We start from the raw sequence: 26828 nt of genomic DNA on the forward strand, positions 1-26828 counted from the left end.
CCTATCTTTCTAATAAGTCCTCCACGATCGACTGTACTTCTAAATCACCTGGCTCATGCGCCAAATAATGTTGCAGCAAATGAAGTGCTTCAGGTAAACGCCCTTCTTCACGTAAGAAAATGCCATATTCTTTCATAAATGCTGGCTCATGGTGCAAATCAGCATTGGCTTCTTCGTAATAGTTTGCTGCTTTGTCAAAATCTTCCAGCGCATTATACGCTTGCGCCAAATTCCAAAGGGCATGCGGCTGCTCATTGTCTTCCATTCGTTCGATGGTCAAGATCGCTTCTTGCCAACGCTCTTCATTCAAGTATAAATTACTTAAGGTCAGTAACGTATCATCTTCTTTGTCACCAGTCTCCAATGCTTTTAGTAAAAATGATTCTGCTGCTTCACTGTCATGAAGTCGGTAAGCATTCTCGGCAGCAAAATGATAGAAATCCACTTGATATGGATCTTCATGAATCCCTTCTTCGATCACACGCTGCGCTTCTTCCAGCTGCTCTTCTTCTTGCAATGCTTCTGCAAGATAAAGATACAAGGCACGGTATTGCGGATTCATGACCCGCAACTGCTGCAAGTAGCGAATCGCTTGTTCATTTTCTTTTAGCTGCAAATAGACTAAAGCTGTTTGAAAAAGACGCTCATCGGTCTGTTCGTCTTCTAGGCTTGCTTCAAAATATTCCAATGCCTCTTCAAACTTGCCCGCCATACTCAATGATGTACCAGTCCGTTCAACGATCGAGATCCCCGAAATATCCGTGATTTCTTCTTCCAGCAATCCTTGATAAAGGTCAACGGCTTCTTGATAGCGATCAGTCGAAAAGGCTAACTCAGCTAAGGCAAACCGTATCAAAGGTTCATCTGGCACAATGCTTTGCGCTTCTTTTAGTTTGGCTTCACTAACTTCAGGGATACCGATCAATTGGTAAAGATCCGCACTCAATAGCAAGGCTTGCAAATACGCTTCACTGGTCGGTGGTATTTGATCAATATAGGCAAAAGCCGTTTCGATCTGGTCTTCTTCCATCGCAATTTCTGCTAAAGGAAGAAGCAAAGCTTCATTATCAGGATGTCGTTGCTGCAAGGTTTCAAATAACGTTTTCGCCTCTTCCAAAAAGCCGATCTGCAATAGTTCATCACCTAAAGCGCCTAATGTCTCATCATCATCTTTTTGCAGAGCTTCGGTAAAATTTAATTGTGCTTCAGCCAGTTCTTCCGCGGCTAATGCTTTTAACATTTTTTCACTATATGTTTCCATTTAAACCCCTCGAATCTCATTGATTAATCGCTGATAAGTCTCCATCGTCTGGACGAGATCTTTTTCCTCGATTTTTGTTCTGCCCCCTATTGTACCAACTTTTGCCAAAAATAACAGTTTTTTTTCTTTTTGCTGCAATTCCAGTACATGACTGAAATATTCGCTTAATGAAAAAGACTCGGGCAATTCGATAGGAAAACCCAATCGGGCAAACCATTGGCAGAACACGGGCAGATCGACAGTCAATTGCTGCTGCTGGACGGTCCACATAAAATGAAACAAAAAGCCAAAGAATAATTTCATCGCATCAGACAGCAAGTGCCCATTTTCCGTTCGATAAGCAGCATCGGCAAAGAGTTGGCCAAACTCCTCCAATTCGCTGCCTGATTGCTGGTATAGTTGGATCAACCGATCGGTATACGCAGCCAACGAATGTCTCATCAACGCCTGATGACTGGGATAAGTTCGATAAAGCTCTTTTAAAAACTCACTATCGGCAAGCACGCCACAACGAATCAGAGTCAAAAAATCGACCAATTTCCCATCGATCTGTTTTTCTGCGATCGTCTGATCGTAAATAACAAATTCGGGTGTATTAGGATTTTCCAGCATCGGGATATCTGGCTTTTTCACAACGATCGCTGTTTCTTTCACACTTTTAGCTAAGGCCCGCAAGGAAACGGGAATCAGCCAAAGCTGTGTCGTCAGAACCGACGTCGCGTGGATAAAACTGCTCAATGCCAACACGCCTTCATTCCCAAAACCGACGATCAGCAGCGGCTCTTGTTTTGAAAAGCGGCCGAAGAAATCCATTGCAGCTTTAAACTCACTAAAGTTGTTGCAATACATTTGATTGGTACAAATATACCAATTGACCTCTCGTGGCAAAAACAGGCGGGTCAATTTTTCTGAAAAGCGGTCATAATAGCGCTGATTCGTCAAAATGATCACCTGCTGCGGCTCGATCGACTGTTCTCTCATGACCGATGCTAGTGTTTCACCATAAGAAATTTGGGTTTCTTGTTCATTTCGGAAAAAAACAGCTTCCATCGGCTCACTCCTTTGCTACTACTTCCTATTATAACAAGAAGGAGCTTAAACACCTACTAAATCGCTAATGATTAGGAAGTATTTTCCTGTGATTGGTTCAACGATCCGATAAAAAGCAAAAAACATGATTTCCTCTTCTTCCAAAGGAAAATCATGTTTTTTCTTAAACCAAAAGTGAGTAGAGTGATTGATTTTGCTGAAGGTTGATATAGTTTTTGTCAAACTGTTCAATTCGTGACAGTAATGCGGGGAGATCTTTTTTGTGTTTCAACAAGATTCCCAGCATTACTGGTCCTGTTCCACGATTGATTTTTTTTGTATATTCAAACCTAGTGATATCATCATCGGGACCTAATACATGGCTAACAAATTCCTTCAACGCACCGGGACGTTGTGGGAAATTGACGATAAAATAATGTTTCAATCCTTGATAGATCAGTGATTTCTCTTCGATCTCTGCCATACGGGAACTATCATTGTTACCGCCACTCACAATACAGACGACTGTTTTGCCTTTGATTTGCTCTTTGATCAGATCCAAAGCTGCCACACTCAAGGCACCAGCTGGTTCAGCGACGATCGCTTGCTTGCTGTACAATTCCAGAATCGTTTGACAGATTGCGCCTTCTTCCACAGCTACCAATTGATCCACATAGCGTTTGGCATGGGCATAGGTTTGAGCTCCGACTTGTTTGACCGCTGCACCATCCACAAAGGTTTCAATATGCTCCAGCGCCACTGGTCCTTGATGATCAAAGGCGGCTTGCATCGAGGCTGCCCCTACAGGTTCTGCTCCAACAACTTTTATCTTCGGTTGCTTTTCTTTCAAATAGGCTGCGGTTCCGCTGATCAAGCCGCCCCCGCCAATCGCTGCCACGACCAGATCGATCGTTACTTGTTTTTTTTCAGCATCCGCCAGCATCTCCACAGCAACGGTTCCTTGTCCTGCGATAATATTAGGATCGTCAAAGGGAGCAATGAAGGCCATTTGCTGTTCTTTTGCAAAGTGTTTAGCCGCTTGGGCTGCCACATCAAACGTATCTCCCACCAATTCGATTTTGACATAATCTCCACCGAAAAAGAGGACTTGCGCGATTTTTTGCTGTGGCGTCGTTGTCGGCATGAAAATAACCGCTCGGATCTGCTGTTCTTGACAGGTATAAGCAACACCTTGCGCATGGTTTCCGGCACTGGCACAGACGACGCCACGACGAGTCAGTTCAGGATCTGCCTGGGTGATCGCATAGTAGGCACCGCGTAATTTGAAGGAGCGGACTTTTTGCAAGTCCTCTCGCTTCAACAAGACCGTCGCTTGATACTTCTCAGATAAAAAGCGATCATACTGCAGCGGCGTATGACTAACTGCTCCCCGCAGTCGCTCGTAGGCTTGTTCGATTGCAGAAACTGTCACCAACAAACGCGTCCCTCCTAATCTTTCGCAACAAACGGCATCATTTTCCGTAACTCGCTGCCGACTTTTTCAATTTGATGATTGCCGTTTTCCTCACGCATTTTATGGAATTCAGGGAAGCCGTTTTGATTGTCTTCAATGAATCCTTTCGCAAATTGGCCGTTTTGGATGTCTGTCAATACGGCTTTCATGTTTTCTTTGGCTTGTGCAGTGATCACCCGAGCACCAGAAACGTAGTCACCATACTCAGCCGTATTCGAGATCGAATGGCGCATTTTTTTGAAGCCTCCTTCATAAATCAAGTCAACGATCAGTTTCAATTCATGACAAACTTCAAAATAAGCCAATTCCGGTTGGTACCCCGCTTCTACCAATGTTTCAAAGCCCGCTTCGATCATACTGGTCAAACCGCCACAAAGTACGGCTTGCTCACCGAAAAGATCGGTTTCGGTCTCTTCTTTAAAGGTCGTTTCCAAAACGCCGACCCTTGTGGCACCAATGCCTTTTGCATAGGATAAAGCCGTTGCTTGTGCGTTACCAGTCGCATCTTGATAAACTGCAAACAAGGCTGGTACCGCAAACCCTTCGGTAAAGGTTCGACGCACCAAATGACCTGGTCCTTTTGGCGCAACTAGAAAAACATCCACCTCTTTTGGTGGCGCGATCACATCAAAATGAATATTGAAACCATGAGCAAATGCTAATGCATTGCCCGCAGAAAGATTCGGTTCGATCTCATTTTTATACAACGATCCTTGGATCTCATCGGGTGCCAAGATCATGACTACATCCGCTTTTTGAACGGCTTCGGCTACTGGGAAAACCTCAAATCCATCGTTTCTTGCGGCTTCCGCTGATTTTCCTTCACGAATGCCGATAAAGACTTCATGACCTGTGTCCCGTAAATTTTGCGCATGAGCGTGCCCTTGAGAGCCGTAGCCGACGATCGCAATCTTCTTGTCTCCTAAATTATCTGTAACTTCCTCGTTGTAATATACTTTTACCATACTTGTTTCCTCCGAATTCTTTCTTTATTTTAAGCAATTCAAAATTGCACTTACCCTCTTGTAAAGCCAGTGACACCCGTCCGTGCCAATTGTTTGATGCCGTATGGACGTAAAACCTCGATGCACGCTTCTACCTTTTTCGTATCGCCAGCAACTTGCACAACGATTGTTTTTAGTGCCACATCGACAATGTGTGCTCGAAATGGATCGATCACTGCTTGGATCTCCGAACGGCTTGTGGTTGGCGCATTGACTTTGATCAGCACCAGCTCCCGTTCGATATGAGGAACTTCTGTAATATCAGAAACCTTCAAGACATCGATCTGCTTGTTCAGATGCTTAGTCACTTGTTCTGTTTCTGCCAAATCGTTCACGTTGACAATGATCGTCATATGTGAAAACTCTGGTCGTTCTGTCGTACCGACAGAGATACTCTCGATATTGACTTGACGACGGTTCAAGACACTCGTGATACGGCTCAAAACACCTGCTTCATTATGGACGATTGCTGCTAATACCCGTTTCATCCCCTTAGACCCCCATCATTTCATGATTGGCTTTCCCCGGTGGGATCATCGGCAGCACATGCTCAGATGGCGAGACCATTACTTCGATCAGCTGCGGCCCTGCTTGAGAAAAAGCTGCTGCCAATTGATCAACCAGTTGCTCTGGGTCATCGATCCGACAGCCTTCAATGCCATAAGCCTGTGCCAGTTTGACAAAATCAGGCTGCTGCGCAAAAACGGAGGCAGAGCGCCGCTTGCCATGGAATGTTTCTTGCCATTGGCGAACCATTCCTAAAGAGCAGTTGTTCAATAACACAAATTTGACATTCAAGCCATACTCATTCAAAATCGCAAATTCTTGGTTCGTCATTTGAAATCCACCATCGCCAACGAACACCACGACCATTTTTTCTGGATGAGCAAATTGAACGCCGATTCCTGCAGGGATGCCATAGCCCATCGTCCCTAGTCCGCCACTGGTAATCAATTGTTTGGGAAAGCGAAAAGGATAATACTGCGCGACCCACATTTGATGCTGACCAACATCGGTGATGACGTAAGCCTCTCCTTTGGTCAAACGCCCTACTTCTTCGATGACTTTTTGTGGTTTGATTTCTTGTGTCTGAGTGCGATCATAGCGATAAGGTTTTTCCTTTTTCCGTTTTTGGCATAGATCCAACCAAGTCGTCCAGGTTCCTCTTGTTGGTGGGTACCGCAGCATTTGCTGCAAAGCAGCCTTGGCATCGCCGACGATTGGGATCTTTGTCGTTACGATCTTGCCGATCTCCACTGGGTCAATATCGATATGAGCAACGATCGCCTGCTTGCCGAACTGACTGCCGGCCGTTGCTAGGCGATCATCGAAGCGAGAGCCGATATTGATAATCAAATCGGCTTCTGATAAAGCCATGTTCGCCGCATAGGTGCCATGCATACCGCCCATGCCTAAGAAAAATTGATGATCACTTGGCAGTAAGCCTAAGCCAAGCAACGTTGTCACTGTCGGCAACTTGTACTTGGCAATAAATGCATTTAGTTCAGCTGCAGCTTCAGCAGCGATCACGCCTGCACCCGCCAGTACCACTGGTCGCTGAGCTTTTTCCAAGACTTGCATCAGTTTTTCGATTTGCAGACGGGATGGCTCTGCCGTCGGCTGATAACTTTTCCTTGTGATCGGCAATGAGCAGGTTTCAGCGGTTTCTTGTAATGTAATATCTTTCGGAAGGTCGATGACAACCGGTCCTTTTCGCCCTGTGGAAGCGATATGGAAGGCTTCAGCGATCACTTTTGGCAGCTCATCGACACAGCGGACTTGGTAGTTGTGCTTCGTGATCGGCAACGTGATACCCAGAATATCCGCCTCTTGGAAGGCATCTTTGCCAATTCCTGGTACCGCCACTTGTCCCGTGATAACTACCAATGGTACGGAATCACTCATAGCATCGGCAATGCCCGTGACGACATTTGTAGCACCTGGTCCGCTCGTCACTAAAACGACCCCAACATTGCCAGTAGCTTTGGCATAGCCTTCAGCGGCGTGGATCGCGCCTTGCTCGTGACGCGTCAAAATATTCGGAATCGCTGCATCATATAATTGATCATATAACGGCAGGACGGCGCCGCCCGGATAGCCAAAGATCATTTCGACGCCTTGCTCTTGTAAGCTGTCCACTAATACTTGTGCGCCAGTCCTTAGATGCGATGCTTGATACTCGATATTTTCCATTGCTACTCCTCCTCATCAGGTACTCGCATAATCCCGCCCGTATTGGCAGAGGTCACTAAAGCGGTATAACGTGCAAGCCATCCTTTTTTCACTTTTGAACGAAACTTCGGTCGTTCTTGCGCACGCTTGGCAAGCTCTTCTTCTGAAACTTGCAGATTTAGCGTTCGATTTGGCAAATCAATAATGATCTCATCGCCATCGTTGACTAGTCCTAATGGACCACCGGCTGCAGCTTCCGGAGAAATATGTCCAACTGCGATCCCCCGCGTCGCTCCTGAAAAGCGGCCGTCTGTAATCAAGGCGACATCTTTGCCTAACCCACGTCCAACGATGCTTGAGGTAGGCGCCAACATTTCTGGCATACCTGGTCCTCCTTTTGGTCCCTCATAGCGGATCACTACAACATGTCCTTTTTGTACGGTATGATTGTCGATGGCAGCAACTGCTTCATCATGTGAATCAAAACAGATCGCTTTGCCTTTGAACACTTGGACACTTGGATCGACTCCACCGACCTTGATAACACTACCTTCTGGGGCGATATTACCGTACAAGATCGATAGACCACCCACAGGACTATACGGGTTTTCTTTGGGATGAATAACTTCTTCGTTGTGGATCTTCGCTTCAGCGACATTTTCTCGTAACGTCTTGCCTGTGACAGTCGGTCGATCAGGATGAATCGCTCCCTCGATATCACAAAGCTCCCTTATGATTGCGGAAACGCCGCCAGCTTCATGAACATCGTGCATCGAATAGGCTGATGATGGCGCGATTTTTGAGAGATAAGGCACTCTTTTAGCGATTTCATTGACCCGTCTTAAGTCATAGTCGATCTCAGCTTCATTGGCGATCGCTAAGGTATGCAGCACTGTGTTGGTGGAACCCCCCATCGCCATGTCTAAAGCGAAGGCATCATCAATAGCTTCTTTGGTCACGATATCTCGAGGTTTCACTTGTTTTTCAACAAGATCCATCAACTTAAAGGCGGCTTGTCTAACTAGTTCTCGTCGTTCTTCAGATACGGCAAGAATCGTACCATTGCCTGGCATTGCCAATCCTAAGATCTCTAAAAGACAGTTCATTGAATTGGCAGTAAACATCCCTGCACAGGAACCGCAAGTCGGACAGGCATTTTGCTCCATAAATTCAAAGTCTTCTTTCGTCATGTTGCCAGTCTTGTAAGTCCCCACGGCTTCAAACATGGAAGACAAGGTTATCTGGTGGCCCCGTGGATCAATACCGGCTTTCATCGGACCCCCAGAACAAAAGATCCCCGGTACGTTCGTCCGCATCGCTGCTAAAATCATGCCAGGAGTGATCTTGTCGCAATTCGGGATATAAAATACGCCGTCAAACCAGTGAGCATTGATCACGGTTTCTGCGGAATCAGCGATCAATTCTCGGCTGGGTAGCGAATAACGCATGCCAATATGGCCCATCGCAATGCCATCATCCACACCGATCGTATTGAACTCAAAAGGGATGCCGCCAGCTTCACGAATCGCTTCCTTAGCGATATCTGCTAACTCCCGTAAATGCACATGTCCAGGCACAATATCGATATAGGAATTACATATCGCAATAAATGGCTTGTTCATGTCATGGATATTTTTTACTTGTCCTGTGGCATAGAGCAGACTCCTAGCTGGCGCTGCATCGATCCCTTTTTTAATCTGATCACTTCTCACACTCATCATCTCCTGCATTTTGGAATAAAAAAAAGCATCCCGGTTATAAAAAACTGGGATGCTTTGCCAGAATCCCATTTTACTTACGCAAATAGGACTCAAACAAACGGATAATTTTTGCTTCCGTGTTCTAAGTCCTGGTATCAATAATAATGACTAATAAATATTGATTAAAATTGCGCATAGAAAATGGCTCCTTCATTAGAAATAGTAACGTTCTTGTAATTGTTTACCAATATACCCTTTGCAAAAACACTTGTCAACGAATTTTCTGAATTTTTTTTCAATAATGACAATTCCAAGGAACCCTTCCTCACATTAGATGTCATTTAATCGCTTGCTTCTTTTGATAAAAATGACTTTTAAATCACCATTATTCTTGCTTGAGAATTAAAGTGTGCCCGCAACCCTTGTTTTTTTTAGAGCAAAAGAAAAACAAAAAATATTTTTGAATTTTCTGACAATAATAACCATTTCTTTTCCCATTCGATCCGCCTGCATAGTGGCAGTTCCTAGTTAGACAAAAGAAAAAACCCTTGATTACTCAAGGGTTTCTACAAGACTCAATTATTTCACTGCGTCTTTAAGAGCTTTACCTGGTTTGAATGCAGGTACTTTGCTAGCAGGGATCTTGATTTCTTCACCAGTTTGTGGGTTGCGTCCTTTGCGTTCTGCACGAGAACGAACTTCAAAGTTACCAAAGCCGATCAATTGAACTTTTTCACCGTTAGCTAAAGCGTCTTGAATTGTTGAGAATACAGCGTCTACTGCTGCAGTTGCGTCTTTCTTAGTTAAGTCAGTAGCTGCTGCAACTTTTTCGATTAATTCTGCTTTATTTGCCATGGATGGTTTCACCTCCTGATATTTTTTTTGATGTCATGCATCAACAAAAATCTTGAGTGGTCCAAGGTTTTTGTCAAATATTGATTACCATCAATATTCTGATATAACGTTATCATAAGAACCTTGTAATATCAAGGATTTTAACGTTTTTAGGGGGGTTTTTTTTGGTTTTTTCCCATTTTTCTAGAAAAGGATAGATTTCTTTGTAAAAAGAAACAAAGTATGATAAAATCTCTATTTTCTTCTGCGAGGAATGATCCGAATCGGCGTTCCTTCAAAAGTGAATGCCTTGCGGATTTGATTTTCTAAGAAACGTGCATAAGAGAAATGCATCAGTTCTTCTTCGTTGACAAAAATAACAAAAGTTGGCGGTTTGACAGCTACTTGCGTCGCATAAAAAATCTTCAAACGTTTGCCTTTGTCTGTTGGGGTTGGGTTGATCGCCACAGCGTCCATAATGACGTCATTCAACAACGCAGATGGAATACGCATGTTTTGATTCATGCTGACTTCTTCAATCAATTGCGGCAGCTTATTCAAGCGCTGTTTCGTCACTGCGGAAACAAAAATGATTGGCGCGTAATCCAAATATTGGAATTCGTCTCTGATTTCTTCTTCAAAATCACGCATCGTATTCGTTTCTTTTTTCAATGTATCCCATTTATTGACAACAATAATGATTCCACGGCCTGCTTCATGGGCATAGCCAGCGATCCGTTTGTCTTGCTCGCGAATCCCTTCTTCGGCGTTCAAGACCATCAAGACGACGTCTGAGCGTTCAATGGCCCGCATCGCCCGCATCACACTGTATTTTTCAGTAGACTCGTAGACCTTCCCTTTTTTACGCATCCCGGCGGTATCGATCATGGTAAACTCTTGACCGCTTTCGCTGGTAAAATGGGTATCGATCGCATCACGAGTCGTTCCTTCAATATCAGAAACGATCACTCGCTCTTCCCCTAGAATTGCATTGATCAAAGAGGATTTACCGACATTTGGTCGACCAATCAAACTAAACTTGATGATGGAATCATCTTCTTCTTCTGCTTCATTGGTGAAGTGTTTGACTGCTTCATCAAGAACATCCCCGATCCCTAATCCATGACTTCCTGAGATTGGGTATGGATCGCCTAGACCCAAACCATAAAATTCATAGATGTCGGTACGCATCTCGGGATTATCAACTTTGTTGACGGCTAAAATCACGGGTTTGTTGCTTTTGTACAGCAAACGAGCCACAAGCTCATCAGCATCGGTTACTCCTTCACGAGCACTCGTAATAAAAACAATGACATCTGCTTCATCGATGGCGATTTCTGCTTGATGCTTGATTTGATCCATAAACGGCTCATCACTTAAATCGATCCCACCTGTATCGATCACGCTAAACTCACGGCCTAGCCATTCACCAGTGGCATAAATACGATCTCTGGTCACTCCTGGAGTATCCTCAACGATCGAAATTCGTTCTCCAGCTATCCGGTTGAAAATGGTCGATTTCCCCACATTCGGACGTCCAACGATCGCTATTGTTGGATTTGACATTTTTTACCCTCCATTTAAAAAAGCAGTCCTTGTACGCTGCTTCTTGTATTCAATCTTACTTAGTTTACCTAAAGCCATGGAAAGTTGCAAGCTTTCCTGGCAAACAAAAAACCAGCTTATAACAAATTCAAACATCGAATCGTTATAAGCTGATGGCATACAATTACTCTTCGTCGCTGTCTTTTAAGGCATCACCTAAGATATCACCCATAGTAAAACCAGTTGATTCTTCTGGCAATTGATAGTCGTCCTCTGAAACCTCTTGTGTTTCATTGGTGTTTTCGGCTTTTTCTAATGCTTTGATACTTAATGCGATTCGGTGTTCTGAAGGGTTCACTTCAAGCACTTTCACTTGCACTTCATCACCTTCTTGTAAGACTTCATGTGGTGTCGCAATGTGTTTATGGGAGATTTGTGAAATATGGATCAGCCCTTCAACACCTGGGAAGACTTCCACAAACGCACCGAAGCTTGTCAAGCGTTTAACAGTCCCTGTCAAGACACTGCCAACAGCCGCTTGCTCTTCAATATTGGTCCACGGTCCAGGCAATGTGTCTTTGATCGAAAGTGACACACGTTCTTTGTCTGCATCAACAGATAAGATACGCACATTGACGGTATCGCCAACAGATAAAACGTCACTCGGTTTGCCAACATGTCCATGAGAAATTTCAGAGACATGGACAAGTCCATCGATGCCGCCAAGGTCTACGAAGGCACCAAAGTCGGTCAAACGCGCTACTTTTCCTTCTACTTCTTGTCCTTCATATAAATCAGCTAATAAAGCTTCTTTTTGTTTTGCTTTTTCTGCTTCGACAACTGCTTTATGAGAAAGGATCAAACGGTTTTCTGAAGGCTCGATCTCAACGATTTTGAAGGTCAATGTTTTCCCTTTGTAATCTTCGAAATCCGCAACAAAATGGTCTTCGACCATTGATGCTGGGACAAACCCACGAACACCTACATCAACCACTAACCCGCCCTTAACGACGTTGGTGACTGGTGCTTCAATGATTTTTCCTTCTTGGAAATCTTTTTCGATATCTTCCCAAACTTTTTTCGCGTCTAAGCGACGTTTAGAAAGGAGATAGCTGCCGTTTTCTTTGTCTTTACCAATTGCTGAAATCACAACCAATTCTAAGACATCCCCAACTTTGACTGCTTCGTTGATGTCTTCAACAGGTAAAGTTGATAATTCTTTTGCAGGAACAACGCCTTCAACGCCGGCGCCTTCGATCCCTACGATCGCTTGTTTATCCTCAATGGCCAATACCTCACCTTTAACGATATCTCCAACTTTTACTTCTTGGAAATTGTCTAAAGCGGCTTCCATTGATTCATTTCCACTCTCAACCTGATTATTTTCAAATTCTGTCATCTCTCATGTCCTCCTAACCAACAATTCTGCAATAATTGCACTACATCTTTTAGTTTAAAATAGAATGAAAAAAAAATAAAGCGATTTCTCTTATTTTCCTAAAAAACTACGGTTTTTTCGTTAAAAAAGTCTTTTCACCTCTGTTTTCTTACTCACTTTCATCTTTTGGTTTCGAAAAATAAAAAAACAATGGGGAACACCCATTGTTTTTGTTAATCAATTTTTTCTTTGATGGTTTTTTTGATTGCTTCGACGACTTGCTCGATCGTTAAACCAGACGTATCGATTCGAACCGCATCCTCCGCTTGTTTCAAAGGGGAGACTTCTCTGTGAGAATCCAGATAATCTCTTTGCTGGATCTCTTCTTTCAACGTCTCATAATCGGTTTTGATCCCTTTTTGCTGATTTTCTTTAAAACGGCGCTGTGCGCGTTCTTCCACACTTGCTACCAGAAAAATCTTGACTTCTGCTTGTGGTAAAACCGCCGTACCAATATCGCGGCCATCCATCACGACACCGCCATCTTTAGCGATCATCTGCTGTTGTTGGACGAGTTTTTCGCGGATCGCAGGGTATGCCGACACCTTCGAAACTGCGTTGGTTACTTCTGGCTGACGGATCGCTTCTGTGACTTGCTCTCCTCCTGCAAAGACCTCTTGACCGTGTTCAGTCGGTTCAAAAGTGATGGGGTATTGATCGATCAAAGCAGCGATCGCCGCTTCATCTTCAAGTGAACAGCCCGTTTTTAAAGCTAAATACGTGATGCTTCGATACATGGCACCAGTATCCGTATAAATAAATCCCAGGTCATTCGCGATGATTTTTGCCACTGTACTTTTCCCAGATGACGCAGGACCATCAATAGCGATGTTGATTTTTTTCATTTTTCTTACTCCTCGTTTCCCAACGATGTGTATTCCTTCATCGTTTCTGCTTATCGCCCACCTTGGCTTCTTTCTTTCAAGAAAAAAAACCGCCAAAGCGGTTTTTTATTTAATTCGTAAGGTGTCGCCAGGGTAAAGCATGTAGTTGTTTGGATCAATCCCATTTAATTGATATAGGGTTTCAACTGAGATGCCTGTACGGGCTGCCACTTGTTCAGGACCTTCGCCAGCTTGGACTGTCGTGTATTCCTCGGTACCAGTTGCGCCTTGACCTTGATCAGTTTGCGTATTCTCTTGTCCCGCATTGTTTTCTTGTTGCGCCGGTTCACTACTTGATGGCGTCGTTGAAGCTGGTGCAGAACTACTGCTACTTGATGAAGAACTTGATTCACTTGTTGACGAACTCGTTTCACTTGTCGATTCCGTAGTGGATGATTCCGTCGTTGATGATTCGGTTGTTGAAGACTCTGTCGTACTTTCTACAGTACTGCTCGAACTTGCTGTGGTTGGGGCATCATTGTTATGGTTCAATACCCAAATACCGGCACCAACCGGAATTGCCACGATCAAGAAAAGCAAAACTAAAACGATCGTCAAAAAGAGTGAATTCCCACGCTTTTGTTTTCTTTGTTGGGATCTTGATGCAGAATCATCGTATTCTGTATCATAGATTGGTTGTTCCCACGGTTCTTGATTTTCTGAATTGTAGTCATTGTCTTTCTTGCTCACTCGTATTCCCTCCTAGTTTCCTTCCGATGTATTATACCATAGGTAAATAAAAACTGTCCTACAAAATACGATTCAATTTATATCTTTAAAAATTTTTATTAAACGTTCCTGCCAATGATGGGCTTCCTTTTTCTCGGGCAGCTGTTCTTCACCCGCTATTTCGATCCCGTCATTGTCGCAACAATAAGGATTCTCCTGGGCTTCCTCCCCGAAATGCGCCAGTAAAAATTGTCGGCGACAACCTGTAAAATGAATATAAGCCAACATTTTCTGTAATTGTTCTTGTTTTTGCTGTTCATTGCGTTTTAATGTTTCCAGCCAAAAGGAAGTCCCCAACTCTTTCATTTTTTGCTGCCACTTTTCTTGCAACGGTGTCAAGGGTTCTTTCCTCTTCTCCTGAACCATTCGTTCTAAAGCAAGGCGTTCTTCTTTATTTTCTCGCTGAAAGAAGTAATGGATCTGCTCATCATGTTCCTGATAAAGCAAAATCGCATTGCTTTGTTTGCCATCACGACCAGCTCGCCCGATTTCTTGACTGTAATTCTCTAACGAATCAGGTAGATCATAATGGATCACAAAGCGAATATCTTCCTTATTGATCCCCATCCCAAAGGCATTGGTAGCAACGAGTAATTTTAATTTATTCTGAGAAAACTGCTGCTGCAACGTTTTTCTTTGATCACTAGCGAGACCACCATGATAATAGCCTACCAAATAGCGCTGACGCAGTTTGTTATAGACTTCTTCGACTTTGCTTCTTGTGGAACAGTAGATGATCCCAGCCCCGCCTAAGCGGCTGAGATAGTCTGCTAATGCCGCATCTTTGTCTGTCGTTTGCTCTACGAACAAGCCGATATTGCTGCGGTTCATCGAATAACGGTAGACATTGGCGTTCTTTGCTAATAATACTTGCCGTATGTCTGCTTCCACTTGTGCTGTTGCAGTAGCCGTCAAGGCTAATGTGACGGGTGCCTTCAAGCGTTTCTTTACTTCACCAAGCTGCAAGTACTCTGGTCGAAAATCAATGCCCCATTGCGAAACACAATGGGCTTCATCCACCACGAGCATGGCGATCTTAACCTGTTCCAATTGATGCAAAACAGCTTCTTGTACGATCATTTCTGGACTTAAAAACAAAAACTTGTACTTCTGCAAATGCTGCATCACATACTGGCGATCGGCAAGGTCCAATTGACTATTAAACGCAATCGCGCGTTTTTCCCCTTGCTTTTGTAAGCCGTAGACTTGATCTTCCATCAAAGAGACTAACGGCGAGATAATGATCACGATCCCGTCTACTAGGTACCCTGGCAGCTGATAGCACAGACTTTTGCCATTCCCAGTAGGCAGAATCGCTAACGTATCTTGCTGTGCTAAAACACTTTCGATGACTTCTTTTTGTCCTTGGCGGAATGTTTTGAACCCAAAATACTGATTCAGTGCATCTTCTAACATCGAATCCCCCGCTTCTGAGCAATCTGTAACAAACGAATCGTCAAAAAATCAGTCTTAAGAAGTGCCTGTAATTCTTGATAGCTATTTTTCCAAGAAGCTTCTGGCAGCTTTTTCAACAACGCTGTATCAAAGCGCTGAAAAGGAAACGTGGGATCAAGCAATGCCCACTCAATCAAATGATCATTAACAGTTCCTCGTTTGATCCTTCTTTTTTCCATAATCTGCTCGACAGAATCGCCTCGCAAAAACAATGCTCGGCTTTCCACCATGCTTTGGTTTAAATTTCTCTTCAGAAAAGGCGACAATCCTCGAAACAGGATCGTCTGGGGCGTTTTTTCGATCAAGGTTAAAAATTGATGGATCGAAGCTCCTACATAAAGAGTGTCCCAAGGCTTACTTTGAACATTTTCTGGTAAAAGCTGAAAAAACGCCTGCCCTAGAATATCTGGACCAGATAAGGTGCCCGCTAAAAAATCTGCCATTTCTGCGGGAAGCTGGTCAAAAATTGCTGATAGCTCTTGATACAGGCACTTTTTGATGTCAGGATTGTGACGGATCAGCTGACGGACAGGTTCTGTATAGAGTGGCGTGTTTTCAACGGGAATATACTGATTGGTCACGCCTTGATACGCAGCTGCTTGAACCAGCAGCCGAACAAAACGCCAAGCCTCCTCCGTCGTTCGTCCATAACGAAAGTAATTCGCATAACGCAACAATCGTTCACCTGGCTGCTGGCTGTTTCTAGCGGTCGTTTTGAGCAGCAGACCATCTGAATCTCGACTTAGAGCCCCTCGTTGGATCAAGTTAGCGAGCGTCTGTTGATACGCTTTCTCATTCAACTGGGGCAACGATTGAAAGAGACCTAAGCGATCATAAAAAAAGGCATAACTCAAGACAGAGCTAGTACGCTTACCAATGAGAATTTGATAAAGTGTTGATGGGCGCAGCTTGTCAGTATCAGAAAACAGCGCTAAAATAAAAGAATCCATATTTCCCCTCCAGAAAGGACTAAAAAATGTCACAACGCTGTAAAATTATTCCTGAGCGCTGCATTGCTTGTGGCCTATGTGCGATCTATGCCCCCGAGATCTTCGATTATGATGAAGACGGGATCGTTTTATTTGCCCAAGAACCGAATGCTCGGCAACAGTTTATCATAGAAGACCAACAAGAAAAAGTCAAAACTGCTTATCGCAAATGCCCTACCCGTGCGATTATCATGGAAAAATAAAAAAAGCCGACTTGCCATTGACAGACCTTTCGTCTGCAACAGCAAGTCGGCTCATTTTTTTATTTTCCTATAGCAGAATGATGGGGCTGCTTACGAGCCAACCATGGCAGCAGTTTGGCGTGAAGTGCTAAAAAGACGGCACTGACGATTGCGCCTTTGACCAAATTGAAAGGTAAGATCCCGATCGCCACATATTGCGGCAAAGACATTCCTAAAAATTGATCGGCTGTGACCCCGAAAAAGCGCAGGTAAAGCGGTGTGATCACAAATAGGTTCGCCACACTCATAAAAATCGTTACCGACAAGATACCGCTGATGACACCAACCATTTTGTTTTTGGTGTGAATACCTTTGCGGAAAAAGTAGTACATTGGCAAAGTAAAGGCACATGATGCTAAAAAGCTTGCCGTATCCCCCACCATATCAGCAGGTGAAAAACCAGATAAGAACAAATGCAGCACCGAACGAATGAAAGCAGTCAATACCCCACTCCAAGGACCAAATAAAAACATCATGATCATCACGGGAATATCACTAAAATCGATCTTTAAAAAGCTGAATGCTGGGAAAATCGGAAAAGCGATAAATTGCAAAATTGTTCCCATAGCAGCACACATGGCGATTGTCACCATTTTTCTTGTTTTGTTGTTCATCAGTATAAATCCTCCTAAGTTCAGGATTCCTCTTCAAACGAACCTATTAAATTTCCTCGGCTTTCTTGTCGGCGCCAGACAAAAAATGCCCTCTTTTTTCCACAGGGAAAAAAGAGGGCATTCGAAATAGCCATAAGCAAATCAAATACGCTCTATCTTCTTTATCCAGACTGTACTGTCGGTATCGGAATTTCACCGATTCAGCTATTTCCGAAGAAATAGGTCGTGGACTATAACCACCGGTCGGGAATTGCACCCTGCCCCTGAAGACGAACCTTTATTCTATTTATTACATGTTCTATTATACACAAAATCTAAAAATTAACAATAGTTACGTTTTCAGATACTTTTCAATTATTTTGCACTGTTTTTCAGCTGGCTGACTTCCTTCTTCGTCAGCTCTCGGTATTCCCCTGGACGAAGACCTTTCAAATCTAACGGACCATAATTTTCCCGTTTTAATTTTTGCACAGGCAAACCAACTGCTTTTAACATATTTTTGACTTGATGGTTGCGTCCTTCGTGGATCGTCAATTGCACAATACTAGATTGCGTCGTTTGGTCTGTCGACAAGATCTCAAAGCGAGCAGGTGCCGTCTTACGGCCTTCGATCCGAATCCCTTTTGTCAATGGGAGCAGCTGCTTTTTATCCGCAATCCCTTTGACTTTGGCAACGTACACTTTGTCGACTTCGTGTTTCGGATGCATCAGTGTCTGTGACAATTCCCCATCATTTGTCAGCAATAACAAACCAGAGGTATCATAGTCCAAGCGCCCGACGGGATACACCCGTTCAGGAACTTCAGCAAAATAATCCAAAACGACTTTGCGCTTTTTATCATCCGTTACAGCTGAGATCACACCACGAGGTTTGTAGAATAGATAATAGACGTGTTGTTCTTGTTCGATTGGTACACCATCGACTTCAACAACATCTTTTGAGCTAACTTGGACCCCTAATTCTTTGATCACTTGCCCGTTGACACGCACTCGGCCTTCGGTTATCAATCCTTCAGCTTTTCTTCTTGAGGTGATGCCAGCATGGGCAATCACTTTTTGCAAACGTTCCATCTTCATTCTCCTTCTGTTTCTGCTTGTTTGTAGCGGTCGTAAAAAAGATCAAACGGTGCATCTTCTTCAAGTTCATCTTCCATGGATTGGATATCGGGTAATTCAGCCAAACTTTTTAAGCCAAAATAATCCATAAAGTATTCCGTCGTACCATATAGGATCGCTCGTCCTGGTCCGTCAACGCGGCCTTTTTCTTCAATCAGTCGTTTTGCCACCAATTTTTGAACCGATCCGCTAGATTGGACGCCTCGAATCTCTTCTACTTCCATCCGAGTGATCGGCTGCTTGTAAGCAATGATCGACAACGTTTCTAAAGCGGCCTGCGACAACGAGCTGCCCATCGGTGATTCAGCATATTTCTTCAATAAAGGGGCAAATTGTTTCTTGGTGGTCAAAATAAAATGATTGCCCACTTCAAGAATATGCAACGCAGTATGTTCATTTTCTTCATATTGCTGATTTAGTTCCTGCAAATGCTGATAGACACTGGCAGTATTGCTTTTGACTAAGTAACTCAATTCTTCAAGTCCGATCCCCTCATCACCGACGACGAATAAGATCGCTTCTAATTCACTATATTTACTCATCTTCTTTACCTGTTGGATAGAGCAGAATCGACGCATAATTGTCTGTTTGCTCTACTCGAATCGTTCCTTTTTTCATTAATTCTAATAGTGCCATAAACGTTACCACAACTTCTGTTTTATTGTAGGTCGTAAAAAACGAATCAAAGCTGCGGCCTTTTTTAGCACTGACATGTTGCATCTCCAGCTGAATCGCCGCCATCTTTTCATCGATGGTGCTTTCATCAGGAGAAATTTTGGTTTCTAGTACTTGGCGATTTTTCTTTTTCTCGATCATTTTTTGAAAAGCCAAAAAGAGATCGATCGTATTGAATTGATTGGCTCTTAACTGATCTTCTTCCTCTTTGTATTCATCGACATCCATCGGATCTTTCGTATAATACAAACTTCGCTCTTCCGCTTTTTCGGAAAGCTGCTCGGCTGCATACTTAAATTTGCGGTATTCTAGCAGCTGTGCCACCAGCATATCCCGTGGATCTTCTTCGTACTCTTCCACTTCAGCAATCAGCTCTTGTTTCGGTAACAGCATCTGACTTTTGATCGCCATCAGAGTTGCCGCCATGACTAAATATTCACCAGCGACTTCTAATTCTAAAATTTTCATGGCATGGATATACTGCATGTATTGTTCGGTGATGGTTGCAACTGGAATGTCATAAACATCGATTTCCAGTTTTTTGATCAAATGAAGCAGCAAATCCAACGGTCCTTCAAAGACAGCTAATTTTATTTTGATTTCTTCCATTCCATCCTCTATTTCTAGGCGCGCGGAAAGTGCTGCTTGTACACTTCCGTCATCCGTTTCTTCGTTATATGCGTGTAAATCTGAGTGGTCGAGATATCTGCGTGTCCTAACAGCTCTTGAACCGTTCGCAGATCTGCGCCGTTTTCTAATAGATGAGTCGCAAAACTATGGCGCAACGTATGGGGAGTCACATTTTTGGTGATCCCAGCTTGTCGAACCAAGGCTTTTAAATTTTTCCAGATTCCTTGACGAGACAGCTGCCTGCCATGGTTGTTTACAAACAGGTGGCTTTCATCCGGTGTTTTTCTCGTCAAATACGGACGTGCATCGCTGAGATACGTTTCGATCCATTGAATCGCTAGATCCCCTAATGGGACGATCCGTTCTTTGTCGCCTTTCCCGGTTGTTTGCAACAAGCCCATACTTAAATGCAAATCATTCAATTTCAAACCGATCAACTCGCTGACGCGCAAACCTGTCGCATACATCACTTCCAAAATCGCTCGATCGCGAATGCCCAACACCGCTCGAGTATCTGGTGTTTCGATCAAGCGCTCCACTTCCTGCAAACTCAAAGTGTCAGGTAGCTTCTGCTGTTTTTTCGGCGAATCAATATGCTGCATCGGATCATGATCTGTCAACCGTTCTTGACGCAAATATTGATGGAATCTTCGCAAACTGGAAACCATCCGAATCACGGTTGCCGAGGATTTTCCCGCCTCTTGCAAACTTTGCAAAAAAGACAAAACGATCACTCGGTCGATCTGTTGCCACTGCGTCACTTGTTTTTTTTGTAAAAACGCAAGATACTGTTGCAGATCCCGCTGGTAGCTGGCACGGGTATTTTGGGATAGCCCGCGCTCAATGGTCAAATAATGAAGATAATCAATAATTTGTTCGTTCATGGGGCTTCCTCTACTTTCAGCTTTTTTATCATATCAAATTCTGGCTCGTTTAGATAGTAGCTTGCCAACAAAAAAAGAGGCATCTACCGTATCTTTTGCCCAAGGAAACACCCGAATCATAGCAGAATTTTTGGTTTCTTTCAAATTGGAAAAAAGGGCACTCTTCCTATTGAAACCATCTGACTATCATTCGGGTGATAACAAATTTTTTTCAAATTACCCAGCTACAGACACTAGGCTTTGTTTTGGCATTTTTGGCAGACACCATGAAATGTCAACCGATGATCCTTTACTAAAAAATGGTACTTTTGTTCGACGATCTCTTCGACTGTGCCCAACAGATCCTCTTCAACCTCTTCGATATTGCCGCATTCCAAACACAACAAGTGATGATGGAAATGTTTGGCGCCTTCTTTACGTAGGTCATAACGAGCGACACCGTCATTAAAACTGACTTTATCGACGATTTTCAAATCCGTCAAAATCTCCAATGTTCGATAGACGGTTGCTAAGCCAATCTCAGAATTTTTTTTGCGCACAAAGAAGAAAATCTCTTCGGCGGATAAATGATCTTTCTCATTTTCTAATAAGACCAACAACGTCGCTTCTCGCTGAGGAGTTAATTTGAACCCCGACTCGTGCAATTGTTTCTTGGTCTTTTTTAACGCTGCTGTTGTGTTCATAGTTGCCTCCGTATGCCGCTAATTTATAACGATTCTAATTTGAGTGAGAATCACCCAAGACAAACATTGTAATCATTATAAATTAGAACAGCGAAAGAAACAAGTATTCTCAATTAGGTTTTTTAACAAGAATCGTAAAGCCATCTTTTTGCTCAATCAAACGCTGTTTCATCAAGGTTCCTAACGCCCGTTTAAATTGTCCTTTACTAATACCAAACGTTTGTAAAATCTCTTCTGGTGCTGATTTATCGGTAAAAGGAATTTTATTTTCTGGTGCTCGTTCTAAAAAGGTTAGGACCATGGCGGCATCATTTGAAATCGCCTCGTGAGCTCTTGGTTTCAACGAAAGGTTCAAGACCCCATCTGGACGAACCCCAATCACTCGTCCTTTGACAACTTCCCCAAGACGCGGCTCTTGATAGCGCTCTGATGGGTGGACGAAGCCAATATAAAAATCATCCGTCAATAAGTAGGTTCCCGCTAGTTTTAAGCGATACACGGTACCTGTAACATCTTGATTCTTCATCTGTTCCGTACCATTCTTACTCAGTGCCTTGAAGATTTTCTCATCTGCTAACGAAGCCCATATACGCTCTTTGTCGTCGACGCGCAAGCTGACCATCAAACGATCGCCTTTTTTGGGCCAAAGTTCCCGCATTGTTGGCAATTCATCTAATGAAACCACCATGTCCTTGTCTTTTAAACCGATATCGACGAAAACGCCTAAGTCGCGACGGCTTCCTGTGACTGTACCAAAGGCATAATGCCCTTTGCGGCTTTTCGGAATATTCGTAGTGAGTACATTTTCTTGCTTTTGGTTTTGATAGCCAAACCCTTCGACGGCTTCACCTAAATGATGTTCGCCTTCTTCCTTGGCTAGTCGGAAGGTAACCCCGCCTTTTTGAACAAAATAATTCTGTTCATTTTCATCAATGATCAATCCGCTAAATACGGATGCTAATAAGTCTTTCATCTATTCTCTCCTTCTTCATAAAAACTGCCCGTTGCTAGAAAAAGAAACGCAGCAGTGCCATAGCAATAACGCCTGTGATAACGATCTTCATCAAATCTTTTGTATAATACCCCACCAACAATGCTGGGATACAGGCAATAGTTTCTTTGACTTTCAAGATGGGAAATTGCCCTTCTCGAAAGATCAGCAAATTTTGAACCAACAATGCCGCCAAAATACACAACGGCAAGTAACTCAAAAAGATGGTGAAAGGTTTCGGAAATACGAGCTTTTTAGAAAATAAAAAAGGAACGATCCGCGGAATCCAAGTAACCAACCCACATGCTAGCATTAGTATAACAAAATTAGTCATGATGTGTCACCGTCCCAACCAAACATCCTGCCAATGTCGCAGCAATTACCGCGATCTCAGCAGTAGAAAAACGCATAAATAAAATCAATGTCCCCACAACTGCCCCGAGTACTAAGAGCGTTTGCTGGGTTTTCTTCTTGAGGGGTCGCTCTACTTGAAATAAAAAAAGACCAACAAACATGGCTACCAAGGCAAAATCTAAGCCTAACGCTTCTGGATCTGGAATAAACGAGCCTAATAGTCCGCCCAAAAAGGTTGCGAAGATCCAACTCAAATACGCCATCACGTTCAACCCATGGGTCCATTTCGCTGTGACTGGTTTGTCTTGTTGCAGTGCCGTCGTCAAAACGCCATAGGACTCATCAGTCAAAAGCGTCCCAATCCCAATAGCAGAAAGCAAAGGAGTCTTTTTAAAATAGGAAGCCACTGATAAGCTCATTAAGAAATGTCGTAAATTCACTAAAAAGACGGTTGCGACGATCGTCATGAAAGGTGCTTGAATCGCGAGTAATGCACAAATAATAAATTGAGCACTGCCTGCATAGACAATAATAGACATTAAAATAATTTCAAGAATCGACAACCCAACACCTTTTCCTACGACCCCCATCGCAAAACCAATCCCTAAGTACCCAAGAATCGTTGGTACACAAGCAATGACCCCATCTTCAAAGCGATCATATCTTTCTATTTTCTGCACAAAAAACCCTCCCTGTTTGAACGATTATCTTTCATCATATCGAAAACAGGGAGGGGAAACAAGTATTTTTCACATGTGCATGTAATAACTCTGAAAGTTTTCTAGTGACTCAGGAGACTTAGCGAACGGTGTGATCGTTCCCATTGCCTCTGAAATAGCCAGTTTTGGCGTTTACCGTAAATAAGTATAGCGGGAACGCTGAATCATCCGTTCCTTTAAGCAAGCTGCCTTGGGCATTTGTCGCATAAAAATTGTAATACCCTTCGCCGTTGACGATCCGCACGCGTTCAAAAGTATAACCACCATCAACCACGTAACCACGGGCAATCGCTGTGGCAATGATTTTTTCTTGGACACCATCTGCCCACACCCAAGCGCTATTGTTTACATCATTCAAATCACTTTGACGGGCTGGAATAATTGGCTGATTATTGGTATTTGTTGGCGTATTTGGCGAAAGCACATACTCTTCTTCAGACGTGCTTTGTGCAGGCGTCGCAGCGCTTGTAGAACCGCCGCTCGAAGCGGAAGCGTTGTTCTCAGAAGCCGCCGCTTGTGCTGCTTCTTGGGCCGCTTGTTGTTGTGCCGCTGCTTCTTGCGTAGCGGTTTCACGCTTCGTCAACGCAGTATCGACTTTGCGCAGATCAGCAGTGAGACTTTGCACCAATGAATCGATCGGTAAAGCTTGGACTTTTTTCATCAAGGCATTGTAGTTCTCACGGGTGACACTTGCAGGTGCTTCACCATCACCACTTAAAGCCACCATGCTCTTCACCGCATTTTGAACTTCCTCGATCGCACTGAACTCTTTTTGTCCCATGTCGATGGCTTGATTGATCAACTCATCAAAGGCATCCCCGTTCTCACGCTTCGCCATTGTGACGGCAGCCGCTTCTTTCAATGAGACTTCTTCCAATTGATCTTCCACAACGGCAGGACTGCTAAAATAGCTGTTGATCTCGGTCAAAGTTGCTAGTTTGTCAGCGATCGTCGCAGCTTCTTGTGACAAGGCATCGTACCGTTCATGGTCTTGAAACTCTGCCAACTGATTCGTCACAGCCGTCAGCTGTTCTGATGTTTTGTCGTTTTTAATGAACACTCGTTCATCATTTGTATAAAAATCATTCAGCTCATTTTCAATTTGATCGAGTGTACGGTTTTCCTGCGCCAGTTGCGTTTCTCGGGCTGTTTCTTGTTGCTGCTGTTGATAGTAATACGCCCAACCGCCACCAGCTGCCACTAATAAACAAGCCGCTGTAATATAGAGTGCTTTGCGAGGACTCTTCTTTTTTTCGCTAGGCGTCGACGTTTTTTCTTCAGTAGTCGCCTTTTTCGGTGCTTCATCCGCTGCGGTGATCGGCTCAGGAATTGGATCGATCACTGGTTCTGGCTGCTTCTTCGCTTCTTCAATGACTGGATCCGTCACTGGTTCATCTTCCCTTATCAGTAGAGGTTCCTCACTGGCTTGTTCCTGACTTTCTTCTTCAGTAGCAGACAAATCATCAGTGGCGGCTTCTGCTTCTAGAGCAGCGGCTTTTTCTTCTTCATCAAGTTTGTGTTGGCGGATATAAGCAGCCAAAATATCAGCGTCATGCTGTTCCTCCGTACTTAATGCATCGGTTTCACTTGCTTCCTCACTGGCTGATGTCGCATGCTCTTGCGTTGTGCTAGAACTTTCTACTTCCGTTTTTTCCTCAGCTTCTTTCTTAGAGGCTGATGTGGGGGTTACATGTTGCTCATCGGAAAAAGTCCCTTGCTGCGCGAGGTCGATCGTTTCTTCATTTGAGGATGGCCGATCACCTAAGTGCTCCTCCATTTTTCCGATCGGGACGTTTTTAAAGTCTGACCAGCGAATATCATCATTTTTATTCTGTGGCTCTTCTGGCGTAACGGAAGAGTCAGATGTTGGTTCCAGTTCATTCTCCTTTGCCTGGTTCCATTGGAACCCGCAATTGGGACAAACGGGTGTTTCTTCTATTGCTTGAAATCCACATTCAGGACATGTCTTCTTCATTGATTCAAACTGACTCCTTTTGTTTTTTGCATTTCCTTTTATGAAGCAGTCGCCTCTTTCATCAGACGCTTGCTGTACCTACTGCTTCTTTTTTTAGACCAGCAAATAATGGGTCTTTTTTGACACTTCGTTGTTTGTTACGTTTTGATGCAGATGCACAAAATTAAATTTATCACATTCTTGGCAATTAGCCAACACTTGCTTGGTTACGTTTTTATTAAGTTCTTTACCAATCTTGTGTCGAGAGGACAGAATCTGAATAAAAAAGACTTTCCAAAGGGTTCCTTTGGAAAGTCGATAAACCTTGATTATTCTAAGAAATCTTTCAATTGTTTTGAACGAGATGGATGGCGTAGTTTCCGTAATGCTTTTGCTTCGATCTGACGAATCCGTTCTCTCGTTACCCCAAAGACTTTGCCGACCTCTTCTAATGTCCGAGTACGACCATCATCGATTCCGAAACGCAAGCGCAGCACGTTTTCTTCACGGTCAGTCAACGTATCCAGTACATCTTCTAGCTGCTCTTTCAACAGCTCATAAGCCGCATGCTCTGCTGGACTTGTGGCATCTTGGTCTTCAATAAAATCACCTAGATGAGAATCGTCTTCTTCACCGATCGGTGTTTCTAATGAAACAGGTTCTTGAGCGATCTTCAAGATTTCACGAACTTTTTCCGTCGGCAGATCCATTTCTGCGCCGATTTCTTCTGGTGTCGGTTCGCGCCCTAAGTCTTGCAGCAATTGCCGTTGAATACGGATCAATTTGTTGATGGTTTCCACCATATGCACAGGAATACGAATGGTTCGCGCTTGGTCAGCGATCGCACGGGTGATCGCTTGACGGATCCACCAGGTCGCATACGTCGAGAATTTGAACCCTTTGCGGTAGTCGAATTTCTCAACGGCTTTCATCAAGCCCATGTTTCCTTCTTGGATCAAATCAAGGAATTGCATTCCTCGACCCACATAACGTTTGGCAATACTAACGACCAAACGTAGGTTGGCTTCTGCCAAACGCTGTTTTGCCTCTTGATCGCCTTCTTCGATTTTCAATGCGAGCGCCACTTCTTCTTCTGCGGTCAATAACGGCACACGACCGATTTCTTTCAAGTACATCCGAACGGGGTCATTGATTTTCACACCAGTTGGTGCAGACAGATCTTCTTGAGGTTGTGTTTCTTGTCGTTTTTCATTGCTCTTTAGACTATGGACTGAAGGCTCTCCATTTTCATCCACGACACTGATGCCTGAATCCTCCAGTTTTTGAATTAATTTGTCCATTGCATCAGCATCCAAAGTGTACGGCGTTGCTAAACGATTCGTAATGTCATCGTAAACAACTTGCCCCTTTGTTTTGTTTTCTCGGATGTATTCGGCAACTGCTTTGTCATACGTTTTTTTTGTTTCTTCTGCCATGAAAGAAAGCCCCTTT

General features: G+C 43.7%; 26 protein-coding genes and 1 riboswitch. Of the genes, 1 reads left to right on the forward strand and 25 read right to left on the reverse strand.

The features are described from left to right. Nucleotide 1 precedes the first annotated feature (1 nt). From IGI82_RS12300 to IGI82_RS12365, 14 genes are all read right to left on the reverse strand, one after another. Nucleotides 2–1261 carry a tetratricopeptide repeat protein gene (locus IGI82_RS12300; protein ID WP_005229356.1) on the reverse strand — a complete coding sequence of 420 codons (1260 nt, stop codon included), beginning with the start codon at nt 1259–1261 and terminating at the stop codon, nt 2–4. After that, nucleotides 1262–2311, reverse strand: coding sequence for a hypothetical protein (locus IGI82_RS12305; protein WP_438842291.1), 1050 nt, complete (start codon nt 2309–2311; stop codon nt 1262–1264). A gap of 163 nt (nt 2312–2474) precedes the next feature. Next, on the reverse strand, nt 2475–3728 hold the full coding sequence (gene ilvA, locus IGI82_RS12310) for a threonine ammonia-lyase IlvA (RefSeq protein WP_087627769.1): 1254 nt from the start codon (nt 3726–3728) through the stop codon (nt 2475–2477). 11 nt (nt 3729–3739) lie between these two features. Further along, a complete protein-coding gene (gene ilvC / locus IGI82_RS12315; RefSeq protein ID WP_005229350.1) occupies nt 3740–4729 on the reverse strand; it encodes a ketol-acid reductoisomerase in 990 nt (329 codons plus the stop codon). 50 nt (nt 4730–4779) lie between these two features. Next, complete coding sequence (ilvN, locus tag IGI82_RS12320) at nt 4780–5256, reverse strand: acetolactate synthase small subunit (protein ID WP_438842292.1); 477 nt, start codon at nt 5254–5256, stop codon at nt 4780–4782. 4 nt (nt 5257–5260) lie between these two features. After that, entirely contained in the window at nt 5261–6961 is a 1701-nt protein-coding gene (ilvB, locus tag IGI82_RS12325; RefSeq protein WP_087627770.1) for a biosynthetic-type acetolactate synthase large subunit, read from the reverse strand. A 2-nt stretch (nt 6962–6963) separates the two neighbouring features. After that, complete coding sequence (gene ilvD / locus IGI82_RS12330; protein WP_008381045.1) at nt 6964–8652, reverse strand: dihydroxy-acid dehydratase; 1689 nt, start codon at nt 8650–8652, stop codon at nt 6964–6966. A gap of 567 nt (nt 8653–9219) precedes the next feature. Then, complete coding sequence (locus tag IGI82_RS12335; RefSeq protein WP_003126821.1) at nt 9220–9495, reverse strand: HU family DNA-binding protein; 276 nt, start codon at nt 9493–9495, stop codon at nt 9220–9222. 234 nt (nt 9496–9729) lie between these two features. After that, on the reverse strand, nt 9730–11040 hold the full coding sequence (der, locus tag IGI82_RS12340; RefSeq protein WP_005231911.1) for a ribosome biogenesis GTPase Der: 1311 nt from the start codon (nt 11038–11040) through the stop codon (nt 9730–9732). A 163-nt stretch (nt 11041–11203) separates the two neighbouring features. After that, nucleotides 11204–12418, reverse strand: coding sequence for a 30S ribosomal protein S1 (rpsA, locus tag IGI82_RS12345; protein ID WP_005229333.1), 1215 nt, complete (start codon nt 12416–12418; stop codon nt 11204–11206). A gap of 212 nt (nt 12419–12630) precedes the next feature. Then, nucleotides 12631–13302 (reverse strand): (d)CMP kinase, encoded by a 672-nt coding sequence (cmk, locus tag IGI82_RS12350; protein WP_010749236.1) that lies wholly within the window; start codon nt 13300–13302, stop codon nt 12631–12633. A 105-nt stretch (nt 13303–13407) separates the two neighbouring features. Then, nucleotides 13408–14031, reverse strand: coding sequence for a LysM peptidoglycan-binding domain-containing protein (locus IGI82_RS12355; protein WP_015510072.1), 624 nt, complete (start codon nt 14029–14031; stop codon nt 13408–13410). A gap of 72 nt (nt 14032–14103) precedes the next feature. Further along, on the reverse strand, nt 14104–15486 hold the full coding sequence (locus tag IGI82_RS12360) for a RecQ family ATP-dependent DNA helicase (protein ID WP_010749234.1): 1383 nt from the start codon (nt 15484–15486) through the stop codon (nt 14104–14106). Continuing rightward, entirely contained in the window at nt 15480–16475 is a 996-nt protein-coding gene (locus tag IGI82_RS12365; protein WP_115232579.1) for a helix-turn-helix domain-containing protein, read from the reverse strand. Before IGI82_RS12365 ends, IGI82_RS12360 begins: the two co-directional genes overlap by 7 nt. A gap of 26 nt (nt 16476–16501) precedes the next feature. Between IGI82_RS12365 and IGI82_RS12370 the strand changes: the two genes are divergently transcribed. After that, on the forward strand, nt 16502–16717 hold the full coding sequence (locus IGI82_RS12370) for a ferredoxin (RefSeq protein ID WP_005229322.1): 216 nt from the start codon (nt 16502–16504) through the stop codon (nt 16715–16717). Between the two features lie 59 nt (nt 16718–16776). On the opposite strand, the gene IGI82_RS12375 is transcribed toward IGI82_RS12370, so the two are convergent. The 11 genes from IGI82_RS12375 to rpoD form a co-directional block, all read right to left on the reverse strand. Further along, the gene (locus tag IGI82_RS12375; RefSeq protein WP_010749232.1) at nt 16777–17370 is read right to left on the reverse strand and encodes an ECF transporter S component; all 594 of its coding nucleotides are present in this window, start codon (nt 17368–17370) and stop codon (nt 16777–16779) included. A 150-nt stretch (nt 17371–17520) separates the two neighbouring features. Next, nucleotides 17521–17645: riboswitch (FMN riboswitch) on the reverse strand. Nucleotides 17646–17724: 79 nt separating this feature from the next. Continuing rightward, nucleotides 17725–18441: a pseudouridine synthase gene (locus tag IGI82_RS12380; RefSeq protein WP_010749231.1), complete on the reverse strand. Its 717-nt coding sequence runs from the start codon at nt 18439–18441 to the stop codon at nt 17725–17727. A gap of 2 nt (nt 18442–18443) precedes the next feature. Next, nucleotides 18444–19028 carry an SMC-Scp complex subunit ScpB gene (gene scpB, locus IGI82_RS12385; RefSeq protein WP_005229316.1) on the reverse strand — a complete coding sequence of 195 codons (585 nt, stop codon included), beginning with the start codon at nt 19026–19028 and terminating at the stop codon, nt 18444–18446. Continuing rightward, nucleotides 19021–19770 carry a segregation/condensation protein A gene (locus IGI82_RS12390; protein WP_005229314.1) on the reverse strand — a complete coding sequence of 250 codons (750 nt, stop codon included), beginning with the start codon at nt 19768–19770 and terminating at the stop codon, nt 19021–19023. The genes scpB and IGI82_RS12390 overlap by 8 nt, the downstream gene beginning before the upstream one ends. Nucleotides 19771–19784: 14 nt before the next feature. Further along, nucleotides 19785–20675: a site-specific tyrosine recombinase XerD gene (xerD, locus tag IGI82_RS12395; RefSeq protein WP_128488653.1), complete on the reverse strand. Its 891-nt coding sequence runs from the start codon at nt 20673–20675 to the stop codon at nt 19785–19787. 233 nt (nt 20676–20908) lie between these two features. Next, nucleotides 20909–21358, reverse strand: coding sequence for a ferric iron uptake transcriptional regulator (gene fur, locus IGI82_RS12400; RefSeq protein ID WP_015510076.1), 450 nt, complete (start codon nt 21356–21358; stop codon nt 20909–20911). A gap of 109 nt (nt 21359–21467) precedes the next feature. Beyond that, nucleotides 21468–22331: a CvfB family protein gene (locus IGI82_RS12405; protein WP_015510077.1), complete on the reverse strand. Its 864-nt coding sequence runs from the start codon at nt 22329–22331 to the stop codon at nt 21468–21470. 34 nt (nt 22332–22365) lie between these two features. Further along, nucleotides 22366–22683: an AzlD domain-containing protein gene (locus IGI82_RS12410; protein ID WP_015510078.1), complete on the reverse strand. Its 318-nt coding sequence runs from the start codon at nt 22681–22683 to the stop codon at nt 22366–22368. Further along, entirely contained in the window at nt 22676–23383 is a 708-nt protein-coding gene (locus tag IGI82_RS12415) for an AzlC family ABC transporter permease (RefSeq protein WP_081116294.1), read from the reverse strand. The genes IGI82_RS12410 and IGI82_RS12415 overlap by 8 nt, the downstream gene beginning before the upstream one ends. Nucleotides 23384–23501: 118 nt before the next feature. After that, entirely contained in the window at nt 23502–25397 is a 1896-nt protein-coding gene (locus IGI82_RS12420) for a cell division site-positioning protein MapZ family protein (protein WP_438842293.1), read from the reverse strand. A gap of 308 nt (nt 25398–25705) precedes the next feature. Continuing rightward, nucleotides 25706–26812, reverse strand: a complete 1107-nt coding sequence (gene rpoD, locus IGI82_RS12425; protein ID WP_005229298.1) for an RNA polymerase sigma factor RpoD — start codon at nt 26810–26812, stop codon at nt 25706–25708. Nucleotides 26813–26828 lie beyond the last annotated feature (16 nt).

The sequence above is a fragment of the Enterococcus sp. AZ067 genome (assembly GCF_051715005.1).
In the GTDB taxonomy this organism is placed as follows: domain Bacteria; phylum Bacillota; class Bacilli; order Lactobacillales; family Enterococcaceae; genus Enterococcus_D; species Enterococcus_D casseliflavus.